Source organism: Devosia ginsengisoli (assembly GCF_024707105.1).
Lineage (GTDB): Bacteria > Pseudomonadota > Alphaproteobacteria > Rhizobiales > Devosiaceae > Devosia > Devosia ginsengisoli_A.
On record NZ_JANQAJ010000011.1, the window covers coordinates 202,082 to 215,081 of the forward strand.

At 63.2% G+C, this 13,000-nt stretch carries 10 protein-coding genes; 7 read left to right on the plus strand and 3 right to left on the minus strand.

Features of this window, described 5'->3' with window-relative positions:
* Positions 1–135: 135 nt before the first annotated feature.
* Together NVV79_RS15015 and NVV79_RS15020 are read right to left on the minus strand one after the other, a co-directional pair.
* Positions 136–1,326, minus strand: a complete 1,191-nt coding sequence (locus NVV79_RS15015; RefSeq protein ID WP_303991159.1) for a CaiB/BaiF CoA-transferase family protein — start codon at positions 1,324–1,326, stop codon at positions 136–138.
* A gap of 39 nt (positions 1,327–1,365) precedes the next feature.
* Positions 1,366–3,015: an electron transfer flavoprotein-ubiquinone oxidoreductase gene (locus NVV79_RS15020; RefSeq protein ID WP_303992698.1), complete on the minus strand. Its 1,650-nt coding sequence runs from the start codon at positions 3,013–3,015 to the stop codon at positions 1,366–1,368.
* Between the two features lie 260 nt (positions 3,016–3,275).
* On the opposite strand from NVV79_RS15020, the gene NVV79_RS15025 reads away from it, so the two are divergent.
* The 7 genes from NVV79_RS15025 (at position 3,276) to NVV79_RS15055 (ending at position 11,824) form a co-directional block, all read left to right on the plus strand.
* Entirely contained in the window at positions 3,276–3,971 is a 696-nt protein-coding gene (locus NVV79_RS15025; protein ID WP_303991160.1) for a GntR family transcriptional regulator, read from the plus strand.
* A 165-nt stretch (positions 3,972–4,136) separates the two neighbouring features.
* Complete coding sequence (locus tag NVV79_RS15030; RefSeq protein WP_303991161.1) at positions 4,137–5,060, plus strand: SDR family oxidoreductase; 924 nt, start codon at positions 4,137–4,139, stop codon at positions 5,058–5,060.
* 8 nt (positions 5,061–5,068) lie between these two features.
* Positions 5,069–7,213, plus strand: a complete 2,145-nt coding sequence (locus tag NVV79_RS15035) for an acetate--CoA ligase family protein (RefSeq protein ID WP_303991163.1) — start codon at positions 5,069–5,071, stop codon at positions 7,211–7,213.
* Positions 7,214–7,216: 3 nt separating this feature from the next.
* A complete protein-coding gene (locus tag NVV79_RS15040; RefSeq protein ID WP_303991165.1) occupies positions 7,217–8,074 on the plus strand; it encodes a MaoC/PaaZ C-terminal domain-containing protein in 858 nt (285 codons plus the stop codon).
* Between the two features lie 31 nt (positions 8,075–8,105).
* Entirely contained in the window at positions 8,106–9,485 is a 1,380-nt protein-coding gene (locus tag NVV79_RS15045; protein ID WP_303991167.1) for an MmgE/PrpD family protein, read from the plus strand.
* A 15-nt stretch (positions 9,486–9,500) separates the two neighbouring features.
* Entirely contained in the window at positions 9,501–10,403 is a 903-nt protein-coding gene (gene prpB, locus NVV79_RS15050; RefSeq protein WP_303991169.1) for a methylisocitrate lyase, read from the plus strand.
* 20 nt (positions 10,404–10,423) lie between these two features.
* Entirely contained in the window at positions 10,424–11,824 is a 1,401-nt protein-coding gene (locus tag NVV79_RS15055) for an MmgE/PrpD family protein (protein WP_303991170.1), read from the plus strand.
* A 6-nt stretch (positions 11,825–11,830) separates the two neighbouring features.
* On the opposite strand, the gene NVV79_RS15060 is transcribed toward NVV79_RS15055, so the two are convergent.
* Complete coding sequence (locus tag NVV79_RS15060; RefSeq protein WP_303991171.1) at positions 11,831–12,790, minus strand: MBL fold metallo-hydrolase; 960 nt, start codon at positions 12,788–12,790, stop codon at positions 11,831–11,833.
* Positions 12,791–13,000 lie beyond the last annotated feature (210 nt).

A 13,000-nucleotide genomic window follows, 5' to 3' on the forward strand; every position in this document is an offset into this window, starting at 1 on the left:
CTCCCAGAAGCAATCCGGTGCTTGTTCAAAGAGAACACCGAAGTACACTGTGACTCGGCAAATTCTCCGTGTCCATCATAAAGCAGCGTAAAACATGGAAAAACAAGCCATATCCAACAGTATACCATAACTCAATCAAGCGGCGCCGATGGCGCCTTTATCGCGCAGTCGGTCGATTTCGGCGGGCGCAAGGCCGAGCTCGGCGAGGACCTGGCGCGTGTGCTGCCCGATCTCGGCCGGGTAGGGCGATGTCACTTTGCCGGGCGTGACGCTGAGCTTGGGCGTTGCGGCAAGCGTGCGCATTGTTTCACCATCGGGAAACGACACCGTCTCGATGGCATTGCGCGCCCTGACCTGCGCGTGGGCAACGACCTGGTCATAAGTGTTGATCGGACCGCAGATCAGGTCATTGGCTTCACACAATTGGAGCCATTCCGCGCTGGTGCGTCGTGAGAGCACCTCTTCAATGATATGTTTCAGGGCCTTCTGGTTACCCTGGCGGACTTTGCGGTCGACGAAGCGCGGATCGGTTTCCAGTTCGGGCAGGCCGAGGACGTTGCGGCAGAAGGCACTCCAGCGGGTGGGGCTATAGGCGGCCAGCATGATATGGCCGTCGCTGGTCCGATAGGCCTCGTTGGGCGTGGCATAGGGCGCGCGGCTGCCGGTGCGGCGGGGGAGTACCCCGGACTGAAGATAGCGGGTCATCGACGATTTCTGGATCACGAGAGCAGCCTCGAGCAGGCTGACATCGACGTGCTGGCCCATGCCGTGTTTTTCGCGCGCCAACAAGGCCAGCAGGATGCCCTGTGCCGCAAGAAAGCCTGCCGCCATATCAGCCAGGGGGAAGGGCGTCTTGATCGGCTCGGCATCCTCATCTTCGCTGCCGAACACGCTCATGATGCCCGATACCGCCTGGATGATGCCGTCGACGCCCGGCTTGTCCTTCCATGGACCATCCTGGCCATAGGCGCTCACCGAGCAATAGACCAGGCGTGGATGGGCCTGCTTCAGCGTCGCATATCCCAGTCCCAGTCGGTCCATCACGCCAGGCCGGAAGCTTTCCATCACCACATCGGCACGCGCGATCAGCTTGCGCGCCAGCGCGAGACCGTCGCTCGACTTCAGGTTGATGGCGATGCCTTGTTTGTTGCGGTTGAACTCGCGCGTGCCGAGCCCGGGAGTCGTGCGCGACCAATCGCCGGTGGGTGGTTCCACCTTGATGACCTCGGCGCCGAAATCGGCGAGGGACGCGGTGGCGAATGGCGCGGCCGCGCCCATGCCGAAGCAAACGATCCTGATGCCGTCCAAAGCTGCCAGACCCTGCATTCGGAACTCCTGTGGTTGGCCGCCGGCGCTGCGCGACGACTACATGCGCGGATAGACCGGACCTTCGCCGCCCTGCGGCGGCACCCAGCGGATATTCTGGTTGGGATCCTTGATGTCGCAGGTCTTGCAGTGGACGCAGTTCTGCGCGTTGATGACGAAGCGCGGATTGCCATCGGCTTCGGTCTGCCATTCATAGACTGCTGCCGGGCAATAGCGGGCCGATGGGCCTTGAAAGACCTCCAGTTCGCTCTGCTGCTGCAATGCCGGATCGAGCACCTTCAGGTGGATCGGCTGGTCTTCCTCGTGGTTTGTGTTGGACAGGAAAACCGAGGACAGCCGGTCGAAGGTCAGTACGCCGTCCGGTTTGTCATATTGGATCGGCTGGTGTCGCGCCGCCGGATCGAGCGCCGCGTGGTCGGGGCCGCTGTGTCCGACGGTGCCGAAGGGCGACCATTTGAACAGGGTGTTGCACCACATATCCAGCCCACCCAGCGCAATGCCGAGATAGGTCCCGAACCGCGACCAGAGCGGCTTGACGTTGCGGACCCGCCAGAGATCCTGACCGATGGCGCTGTCGCGCCAGCTATCCTCAAAAGCGCTGATTTCGTCGCCGGCACGACCGGCGGCAATGGCTGCCGCGACATGTTCGGCGGCCAGCATGCCCGAGCGGGATGCATTGTGAAAACCCTTGATGCGTGGAACGTTGACGAGCCCCGCCGCACAACCCAGCAGCAGGCCGCCCGGAAAACTCAGGCGCGGCACCGATTGCCAGCCGCCTTCACTGATCGCCCTGGCGCCATAGCCGATCCGCTTGCCGCCCGCAAAAATCGGCGCAATCGCCTTGTGCGTCTTGAAGCGCTGAAACTCCTCGAACGGCGAAAGGTAGGGATTGGAGTAGTTGAGGTGCACGACCAGCCCCACCGCCACCAGGTTATCGGGCAGGTGATAGAGGAACGATCCGCCACCAGTGCCCGCACCAAGCGGCCAGCCGAAGGAATGGTGCACCAGGCCCTGGCGGTGCTGCTCGGGCTTTACCTCCCAGAGCTCCTTGATGCCCAGGCCGTATTTTGGCGCGTCGCGGCCTTTTCGCAGCTCGAACCGCTCGATGATGCGCTCGGAAAGCGATCCGCGAACACCCTCGGCCATCAGCACATATTTGCCGAGCAGCTTCATGCCGCGGGCAAAGCCGGGGCCGGGTGTGCCGTCGCGGGAAATCCCCATATCGCCCGTAGCGACGCCGCTTACCGCGCCATTCCGGTCATAGATGACTTCGCTGGCGGCAAAGCCGGGATAGATTTCGACACCCAGCGCCTCGGCTTTCTCACCCAGCCAGCGGCAGAGATCACCCAGCGAGACGATGAGGTTGCCGTGATTGCTCATCAGCGGCGGCATCAGGATGTTGGGAACGGGCAGGCGACCGTTGCGGCTGAGGATGTCGAACCTGTCGCTGGTAACCTCGGTCATCAGGGGCAGGTCGCCGTCCCGCCAGCCGGGCAGGAGTTCATCGAGACTGGAAGGATCGATTACGGCTCCGGACAGGATGTGGGCACCCACGGCCGCGCCCTTTTCGAGTACGACCACGGACAGGTCGGCATCGAGCTGCTTGAGCCGGATTGCAGCAGCCAGGCCAGCGGGGCCGGCGCCGACGATGACCACATCGAAATCCATGCTCTCGCGGTCGTCCGCCATGCCCTCGTCGCTCACTGCCATCAGATATCTCCAATCGTCATAACGGAATTCAATAGTATACCATACGGAGAACGTAAAGGCGAAACGGGTGTTCCATTGCACTCCGTGACCTACCGGGCGAGCCGGATTTCCACGTTTTTTGCCGTACAGCGAGCGACCGGTGACCGTTACCGCACTTCCGACTGGCCCCAGTCCATGCTACCGCTTGCCCCGTATTGCGGCGCGACCGCTTCCGATGACACCGTTTCGAGGGACCTCCAATGGCGCGACAACCCGTCATAAAACGTACCCAGGCCGACGGCATGCCGCTGGCGCAACGCGCCTACGATGCCGTGCGCCAGGCGATCGAGAGTGGCGAACTTTCTCCCGGCGATCGAGTGTCGGAATACCGCATTGCCGACTGGCTCAAGATCAGCCGCACGCCGGCCCGCGAGGGGCTGCAGCGCCTCGAGGCGGAAGGCCTGCTATCCTATCGGGCACGCCGCGGCCTAGTCGTGGCGACGATCGACGAGGACGCGCTCAAGGAGCTTTTCCTGGCCCGTGAGGTGTTGGAAAGTGCTCTTGCCGAGCAGGCCGCGCAGAACGGCTCAGGCCCGGAACTCAGCGCCATCATGCGGCATTGCGAGCTGGAGTCGGGCCTCGTCGGGGACCGCGACAAGATGTATGAACACAACAGGGCGTTCCACGAACTGATCCGGCGCGCGGGCCATAATCGCTATCTCGCCAAGTTCAGCATGGGGCTGGACGATGTCGTGGCGGCCGATCGGCGCGGTTCTTCGCTGATCGATCCGGATCGCCAGGTCGCCGTGGTGGAAGAACACCGGAAGCTGGCCCAGGCAATTGCCGAACGCGACGTGGCCGCGGCGGGACGTGCCGCGGGCAATCATATCAAGGCCGCTTTTGCCGCGCGCCTCAAGGTCAGTGCTGCTCGCCAGCGTGAGACCGAAGCCAACTAACTCCTGTCTTCATGCCATTGCCGCTTGTTGACCAGCCACCCGCGCCATCAAAGCACGGGTGGCCGTGCAGGGCTTGTCACGTCTCTTCGTAATGGTATACAACGGAATTCTAACGTGAGTGGCAGGCGCGTTGGTGTTTTGTGCCGCGCTAAGGGGAGAGTGCCGATGGAGCTTCCGGACAAGATCGTCGAGGGAAAGGTTGTCCTGGTGACGGGGGCCGGGCGCGGCATCGGCAAGGAAATCGCTCGCATGATGGCGCGGCAGGGCGCCAAGGTCGTGGTCAACGACCTGGGTGTCGAAGTCGGCGGAACGGGCGCGAATGAAAGCGTCGCCGAACAGGCCGCAGCCGAGATTCGCGCCGAAGGCGGCGAGGCCGTCGCAAATGCCGACAGCGTCTCCGACTGGGACGGCGCGCATCGCATGGTTCAGACCGCAATCGACGCGTTCGGCCGCATCGACTGCGTGGTCAACAATGCGGCGATCCTGCGCGACACCATCTTTCACAAGATGGAAAAGGCCGACTGGGATTTGTCGGTCGGCGTCATCCTCACGGGCAGCTTCTATGTCAGCAGGGCGGCCGCAGCGCATTTCCGCAAGCAGGAATCGGGCGCTTTCGTCCATATCAGCTCCACGTCGGGCCTCATTGGCGGCGTCGGGCAGGCCAATTACGGCGCAGCCAAGATCGGCCTGCAAGGGCTGTCAAAGGCCATCGCGCTGGACATGAAGCGTTTCAACGTGCGCTCCAATGTGGTGGCGCCCTCGGCCTTCACCCGCATGACCGAGTCCATTCCGACCGAAACCGAAGAGCAGAAGCAGCGCGCCGCCAACCGGCGGACGATCGCGCCGGAAAAGAACGCTCCCATTGTGGTCTACCTGGCCAGTGACGCCGCCAGCCATGTGACCGGGCAGGTCTTCTATACACGTGACAACGAACTGTTCCTGTTCAACCAGATGCGCCCGATCCGGCATGCGCATACCGCCGAAGGCTGGACCCCGCAGGCCATTGCCCAGCACGTCATGCCCGTCTTCGAGCCGGCTTTCATGCCGCTCGATCGCACGCGTGACGTGTTCACGTCGTATCTGCCGTGAGTCGCGCCATGAACCAGGTTGCCGCGGAAACCATGGGTAACGAGACGCGTGCCGTCGATCTGTCGCGGCTGTTCGATCCGCGCGCCATCGCGGTGGTTGGCGCGACAGAGTCGAGCCGGGCCGTCGGCGGCCAGCCGATGCACTATCTCACCACCTATGGCTATGAAGGCGAGGTATTTCCGGTCAATCCGAACCGAGAGACGGTGCTTGGCCGCAAGTGCTATCCCACGCTGGCGGATATACCATCCGGTTGTGATGTCGTGCTGATCGCGATCGCGGCGCGCCTGGTGCCCGACGTGATCCGGCAAGCCGGCGCCAGAGGCATTCCTTTTGCGGTCATCCTCTCCTCGGGCTTCCGCGAGGCCGGGGACGAGGGCAAGGCCATCGAGGCCGAACTGATCGCCGCCATCAAGGAAACCGGAATTCGCGCCGTCGGTCCCAATTGCATGGGCGTGCTCAATATTCCAAAGAGGGTTCATAATGGTTTCGGGCAGGGCTTCGGCGTGAAGGACTATTCCGTCGGACCTGTGGCCATGGCCACGCAGAGCGGCGGCTATGGCTTTACGCTGGTGCGCAATGCCAGCCGCGCCGGGACCGGGTTCAACTATATCGCCTCGGTCGGCAACAGCGTCGACCTCAACGTTCTCGATTTCATCGACTATTTCCTCGACTGCGACGACGTGAAGGTGGTCACCGCCTTTATCGAGGGCGTTTCGGATGGTCGGCGCCTGCTGGAGCTGGGGCGCAAGGCGCTCGAGCGCAACAAGCCGATCCTCGTCTGGAAGGCAGGCAATACCGCGGCTGGTCAGAAGGCCGCCGCATCGCACACGGCCAGCCTGGCCAGCAGCTACGCGCTCTATCAGGCGGCATTCCGTCAAGGCGGCTATGTCGAGGTTGACGATTACGAAGATCTCGTCGACCTGGCCAAGGCCTTTCTCGCCGGAACGCTGCCGCGCGGCGACCGCGTCGGGCTGGTGTCCGGTTCTGGCGGGGCAGGGGTCATTGCCTCGGATCGCTTCATGCAGGCCGGCCTGCAATTGCCCGAATTTTCCGCAACCACCAAATCCGTATTGCGCGACATGCTGCCGCCGCTCGCCGGAACCGGCAATCCGGTGGACATTTCGGGGCAGAACACCAAGGACGGCAAGAGCCTGTCCAATGCTGCCGCCGAAGCGGTGCTCGCCGACGAAAATATCGACATGGTGATGGTGCGCTCCGGCCAGACGACCGGCAGTATCGAAGCGGCGCAGTCCATCATCGATATTGCGCGCGAGGCCGGCAAGCCGGTGCTCGTCGCGACGGTCGCGGAGGATCACCTGCCTGCCAAGGCGCTGTTGGACGCTGCCGGTCTGCCGTGGTTCCTGACGGTCGGCCGGGCAGCGACTGCCGCGCGGGCGCTGGCCGATTTCTCGATGCGCCAGCAGAAATGGGCCGCTCGCCCTCGGGCGATCCAGAGGCCAGTGGGCCGTGCCGCGCTGTCATTCCCTGACGGGGAAACGTTCCTCAGCGAGCGGGCGTCGCGCGATGTGCTGGCCCAATATGGCATCCCGCTTGTCCGCCAGGAATTCGTCCCGGCCGACGCGGTGGACAGGTTCAGTTTGCAGGACCTGGCTTTCCCGGTCGTGGTGAAGGTCAATTCACCCGATATTCCGCACAAGAGCGAGGCGGGAGCGATCCGCGTCAATCTCACGACTCTGGAAGCGGTACGGTCGGCGGCGCGGGAGGTGATCGCGGCGGCGCGAGCCTATGTTCCTGACGCTCGTATCGACGGGGTGCTGGTGCAGGAAATGGCCAAGGGAACCGAACTGCTGCTCGGAGCGGCCGACGATGCCTGTTTCGGGCCGATCGTCCTGTTTGGCCTGGGCGGTATTTTCGCCGAGGTCATGGCCGACGTCGTCTACAGGTTTGCCCCCTTCGACAAAATGTCGGCGCAAGACATGCTCACCGAGATCAAGGGCGTGAAGCTGCTTCAGGGCTATCGGGGGCAGGCGGTGGCCGACCTCGATGCGCTGGCCAATATCGTGATGCGGCTGGGCTGGCTCATGAGCGACTATAGGGAAGCCATAGAGAGCATTGATATCAATCCAATTTTCGTAAATGGCGGCACCATTCTTGCCGCGGATGCCCTCATCGCGCTCAAGGGCAGGGGGTAGTCGATGCCGCTCGATTACGAGGCGCTCAAGGCCTATCGCATTCCACAGACCGAGATGGCGCTGACCAAGCGGGATACGATGCTCTACGCCCTGGGAATCGGACTGGGGGCGGATCCCACCGACGAGCGCCAGCTTCGTTTCGTCTACGAGAAGAACCTGCTGGCCGTTCCAACCATGGCAACCCTGATCGCAGCGCCCCATGCCTGGATCAGGAAGGCCAATGTCGGTTCCAGCGGCAAGAGCGTTCACGCCGGTATTAGCTTCCGGCTGCACCGCCCTATCCCGGTCGAAGGCAGCTTCCGCAGCGAAAACAGTGTCGATGAAGTGGTCGACAAGGGCGAGGGCAAGGCCGCGCTTGTGACGACACGGCGGCGGGTGTTCTCAGAGCAGGATGACGCTCTGATCTTCGAGATTCTATCGACCAGCATGCAACGTGGCGATGGTGGTTTCGGCGGTCCCTCGACGTCGTCGGCGCCGGCCCACGAGGTTCCAGGCTCGCCGCCGGACATGGTCGTGGACATGCCCACTCTGCCGCAGCAGGGGCTGATCTACCGCTTGAGCGGGGACTACAACCCGCTGCACGCCGATCCGGAGCATGCCCGATCGAACGGCTTTCCGCGCCCGATCCTGCACGGCCTCTGCACCTATGGCATTGCCGGACATGCGCTGCTGCGCGCCCTATGCGACTACGAACCGGCGCGGCTTGTGGCGATGAGCGCACGGTTTTCCAGGCCGGTCTATCCCGGCGACACACTTCAGATCCAGATATGGCAGCGCGGCGATACGGCCCATTTCCGCTGCCTTGTGCCAGCCCGCGACAACGAGGTCGTGCTCGATTTCGGACATGTCGAACTCGCCTGACGGCGGAACAGAACTACGGAGGAGCAGAACGATGGCGGCAGTAGAAGTGGCCCGAACCGAAGGGGTTGGGGAAGGTCATCGCGGTGAAAAGCTGGCGAAATTCGTCGCCGCGGCTCCCGGCCGGGACTATCCGCCCGAAATCATCGCGGCGGCGAAGGGGGCGCTGGTCGATTTCGTCGGCGTCACCATCGGTTCGTTCGACGAGCCGGCAGCCAAGGCCACGCGGGCCGTTGCCGAGGCATGGGGCGTGCCGGGGAAGGCGCAAATATTCGGCGCCGGCACCACCAATGCGGCCATGGCGGCATTGGTCAACGGCACGATGGCGCATTGCCAGGATTATGACGACACCCATATCGGCGGCTCGGGACATATCGGGGCGCCGGTCTGGTCGGCGGCCCTGGCGGTTGCCGGCGAGCGGGGGCTCGACGAGAAGGCGGCGCTGTCCGGCTTCATCACCGGTTTCGAGGTGATGGCGCATCTGGGGACGGGCGGCATAAGGGGCGTGGGGCGTAACCTGCAGCAGTGCGGGTTTCATCCCACGGGTGTTCATGGCGTCGTGGGCGCTGCGGCGGCCAGCGCCGCCATGCAGGGGCTGGACGAGGAGCAGTCGGCCAATGCGCTCGGCGCCGCGGCCACATCGGCGTCAGGATTCGTCGCCTCGTTCGGCAGCGATTCAAAGCCCTATCATGCCGGCCGCGCAGCGTGGAACGGCATCCTGGCGGCTGATCTGGCGGCCAATGGTTTCACGGCGGCCAAGGGGCTGTTCGAGCGCGAAAAGGGCATGCTGGCTGCGCTCATCCAGGATAATCGCGCCGAAATTCCGAATATCGACTTCGATGATGGCTGGGAGCTGCTGAACAATGGCTACAAGCCCTTCGCCTGCTGTCGCGCGACGCATGCCTCCATCGCCGCGGCGCACAAGCTGACGGCCCAGGTCAAGGGCCGCAAGGTCAAGCGCGTGACTTCGAAAGTGCACTACAATGCGCCGTTCAGCGCGGGCAAGACCAACCCGCAATCGCCGCTCGAATGCAAATTCTCGGTCGCTTTCTGCATCGCGGCAGCGCTCGAGGGCTATTCTATGGTCGGGACCGATTTCACCGAGCATATGCTGCGCGACCCGGCCGTGCAGGCCATCCTGCCCAATGTGGAGCTATTGCCGCAGCGCGAGCAGCCGCAATTCGAGGCCTATCTCGATGTCTGGCTGGAAGATGGCACGCATCTGCAGTCCGAGACCAAGCTCTTTCTGGGCCATCCGCAGAACCCGATGAGCCCGGAGCAGGTCCACGCCAAGTTCATGTCACTGGTCGAGCCGCGGCTGGGCGCCGAAAAGGCCGAAAGGCTGCTGGCTACGCTCTACCGTTTCGACGAACCGGGTGCCCTTGCCGAAACCATGGCGCTGGTTCGCGCCTGACCTACGGAGAATAGTATGTCCACCGATTGGCTGGATGGTGCGGCGCAGGGCCGTGCCGATCGTGCCGCCGTCCTGCGCCAACTGATCGCGCGCAAGCAGAGCGTGGCTGTTCCCGGAGCGGCCGATGGCATGAGCGCGCAGCTGGCGCGCGATGCCGGGTTTGAGGCGCTCTATCTTTCGGGTGCCGCCGTTTCTGCCTCGATGGCCCTGCCTGACCTGGGCATGCTGACGCTCGAGGATGTGACGCGTAAAGCCCGCGAGGTCGTCCGTGCATCCGGGCTCCCGCTGATCGTGGACGCCGATACCGGTTTCGGCGAGGTGCTCAATATCATGCGCGCGGTGCGCGAGCTGGAAGAGGCCGGGGCGGCCTGCATTCAGATTGAAGATCAGGTATTTCCCAAGAAGTGCGGGCATCTCAATGACAAGTCGGTCGTGCCCGTCGAGGATATGTGCCGCAAGATCGCCGCTGCGCGGCAGGCGTCCTCGGGACTGCTGATCTGCGCGCGCACCGATGCGGGCACCGCGGATTTCGACGACGCGATCCGGCGTGCCAACCGTTATGTTGCGGCCGGTGCAGATGTGATCTTCGTCGAAGCGCTGCATTCGATCGAGGCCATGCGTCGGGCGCGCGCCGAAATAGCGGCGCCGCTGCTGGCCAACATGACCGAGTTCGGGCGTACGCCGCAGACCTCGCTCCAGACATTCAACGAACTGGGCTACGAACTCGTCATCTACCCCGTCTCGGCCGCCCGCGCTGCGTGGCGCGCCAGCAAGTCGGTCTATGAGGCTATCAGACGCGATGGCGAGGTCGGAACGACCATCGACGCCATGATGACGCGGGCCGAGCTCTACCAGACCATCGGCTATTACGACTACGAGGCGCTCGACGCCAAGATCGTCAAAACCGTTCTCGAATAACAGATCAGGAGACTATCGGCATGGGTCACATCGGCTCGGGCAACCCCTATACGCGCGCAGTTGCCGAATTCGTTTCCGGGCTTCGCTACGAAGATATTCCCGAAACGGTTCGCGAGCGCCTCAAGCTGCTCATTCTCGACTCGCTCGGTTGTGCGCTCTACGGGGCCAACCTGGAATGGTCGCATATTCTCCACAAGACGCTGGGCGCCGTCGATACCAGCAGTTCGGCAGCCATCTGGGGGACCAACAGGCGGATTTCGACGCCGCACGCGGCTTTGATCAACGGCACGCAGGTCCAGGGTTTTGAACTCGATGACGTGCATCGCGTCGGTGTCATGCATGTGGGGGCGGTAACGCTTCCCGGACTGGTTGGCATTGCAGAAGCGCATCGGAACCTCTCCGGACGCGAGTTCCTCACGGCAGCGCTGGCGGGTTACGAAGTCGGCCCGCGCGTCGGCATCTGCATGGGGCAAGAGCATATCGGGCAGGGCTGGCATTCCGGTGCGACGCTGGGCGTGTTCTCGTCGGCCGCCGCAGCAGCCCGCGCACTGAGCCTCGATGCCGACAGGACCGTCCATGCCCTAGGCATTGCCGGCACGCAATCTGCCGGGCTGATGGCGGCGCAGTTCGGCGCCATGGTCAAGCGCATGCATGCCGGCCGCTCGGCACAGAGCGGGCTCTATGGTGCGCTTCTGGCCGCCAACGGCTTTACCGGTATCATCGATGTGTTCGAGGCGCCGTATGGCGGCTTTGCCACGACCTTTTCGCGATCGGACGATCGTTTCAACCTGGATGCGCTGACGAGTGGGTTGGGGGAAACGTTCGAGACCATGCGCATCGCGCTCAAGTTCTACTCCTGCGTGGGCAGCAACCACACCACGCTGGATTCCATCCGCGCCATCCAGCAGCGCCGCCCGTTTACGGTGGATGAGCTGGAGAAAATCGTGGTTCGAGGCTCGCAGGTCACCGTGGATCACGTGGGCTGGGAATATCGGCCGGAGGGCATAACTTCGGCGCAGCTCAACCTGCCATATTGCGTGGCGACGCTGCTGCTGGAAGGCGATGTGTTCGTCAACCAGTTCTCCGATGAATTGGTGGCGGATCGCCAGCGCATGGACCTGCTCAAGCGGGTACAGGTCGTGCATGATCCGGAAATCACCGCGAAAGGCTCGACCTTCCGCCATATGGTCAAGGTCGAGGTTCATCTCAGGGATGGCAGCGTGCATCATGAGGAGCGTGAGGCGCCGCGGGGCAGCGAAAAGAGCTTTGCCAGTGCCGATGATATTGTCGAGAAGTTCAAGAAACTCGCCAGCAGCGTCATGCCGTCGGATCAGCAGCAGCGCCTTGTCGATGCAGTGCTCAACCTCGAAGACCTCGACGATGCGCGATTGTTGACTGACCAACTGGTCGTTCGCGGCTGATATGCTTCAGGTCCGCGCGAAGCGCGCCGCGCCGTTGTCGTCCAGACTGGTGACCACGCGGCCGCGACGTTGCAGATAATTGAGGTGCGCCAGGGTTTCTGAAAGCGCCTGGCGCGCGTGGCTGCCTGCCATGGCGCGCGCGAAGACCATGAGGGCCACGGCATAGGCTGTCTGCGGCGTGTCGAGAGTAGCCTCGACCTGGTCCAGGCGCGCCTCATGGTGCGACCGTAGCTGTGCCAATCTTTCATGCAGGCCGTAGAAGGGGGCGCCATGGGACGGCAATACGAGCGTGTCGGCGGGCAGTTGCGCCAGGACGTCGAAGGAGGCGAAGAATTCCTGCAGGGGATCGCCGTAAGGCTCGCCGGGATGCACGGTGATGGACGGCGTGATGTGCGACAATACCTGATCGGCCGCGATCAGCAGATGTCTGCCGGGATCGAACAGGGTGATCATCTCGGGCGCATGGCCGCCAAACGCCCTGACTTCCCAGCTTGCCCCGCCAGCTAAAAAGCTGTCGCCGGTTTGCAGCCGGCGGTACTGGACGGGAAGCGGCACGAAGTTCGAACGGACCCCGATACGGTTCGCAATGATGGTCTCGCCTTCGTCGGTCGGGCAGCCACACCAGGCCAGCCAGATATTGGCCTGCTCAGCAGTGCGTTCCTCCGGCTCGGTGATCCGCAGGCCGGCCGTAAGATACTCGGCGAGCGACATCCAGACCGTCGCACCGCTGCGCTCGGCCAATGTTCCCAGATAGCCGACATGATCCACATGGCCGTGGGTAACGAGGATGTCACCAACCCCTCGCGAGGCCAGGGTAGTCTCGAACGTGCGGTCCCACACCGCCCGGGTTTCTGCGGAATTCATGCCGCAGTCGATAACGGTCCAGCCCCTCCGGTCCATCACATAGCCAGGCATTGACGTGATCGAGGCGGCCGGGGAGCGGCAGCCGCAACCAGAAAAGACCATTGGCTACTTCAACGGGTGCAGCACCCACGGGCGGTGTCTCGAACGGAAATTGCAGGTCGTGAGGGTAGGAGGGCATTGAGGTCTTTCATATCTGCACGATGCGTGAACCGGTAGTTCGCCAGAGTCTCAATAAAGAATACATTGGTATACCTTGATGAGCAACGACACGTTGGACCTCGTCATCCGTGCGACGGGATATGGGTCTTGAGC

Excerpts from the sequence above, each read along its gene's own strand:
- NVV79_RS15015 (WP_303991159.1), bottom strand. The coding sequence starts at position 1,326 with ATGCAGGGTCTGGCAGCTTTGGACGGCATCAGGATCGTTTGCTTCGGC.
- NVV79_RS15020 (WP_303992698.1), bottom strand. The coding sequence starts at position 3,015 with ATGGCGGACGACCGCGAGAGCATGGATTTCGATGTGGTCATCGTCGGC.
- NVV79_RS15025 (WP_303991160.1), top strand. The coding sequence starts at position 3,276 with ATGGCGCGACAACCCGTCATAAAACGTACCCAGGCCGACGGCATGCCG.
- NVV79_RS15030 (WP_303991161.1), top strand. The coding sequence starts at position 4,137 with ATGGAGCTTCCGGACAAGATCGTCGAGGGAAAGGTTGTCCTGGTGACG.
- NVV79_RS15035 (WP_303991163.1), top strand. The coding sequence starts at position 5,069 with ATGAACCAGGTTGCCGCGGAAACCATGGGTAACGAGACGCGTGCCGTC.
- NVV79_RS15040 (WP_303991165.1), top strand. The coding sequence starts at position 7,217 with ATGCCGCTCGATTACGAGGCGCTCAAGGCCTATCGCATTCCACAGACC.
- NVV79_RS15045 (WP_303991167.1), top strand. The coding sequence starts at position 8,106 with ATGGCGGCAGTAGAAGTGGCCCGAACCGAAGGGGTTGGGGAAGGTCAT.
- prpB (WP_303991169.1), top strand. The coding sequence starts at position 9,501 with ATGTCCACCGATTGGCTGGATGGTGCGGCGCAGGGCCGTGCCGATCGT.
- NVV79_RS15055 (WP_303991170.1), top strand. The coding sequence starts at position 10,424 with ATGGGTCACATCGGCTCGGGCAACCCCTATACGCGCGCAGTTGCCGAA.
- NVV79_RS15060 (WP_303991171.1), bottom strand. The coding sequence starts at position 12,790 with ATGGTCTTTTCTGGTTGCGGCTGCCGCTCCCCGGCCGCCTCGATCACG.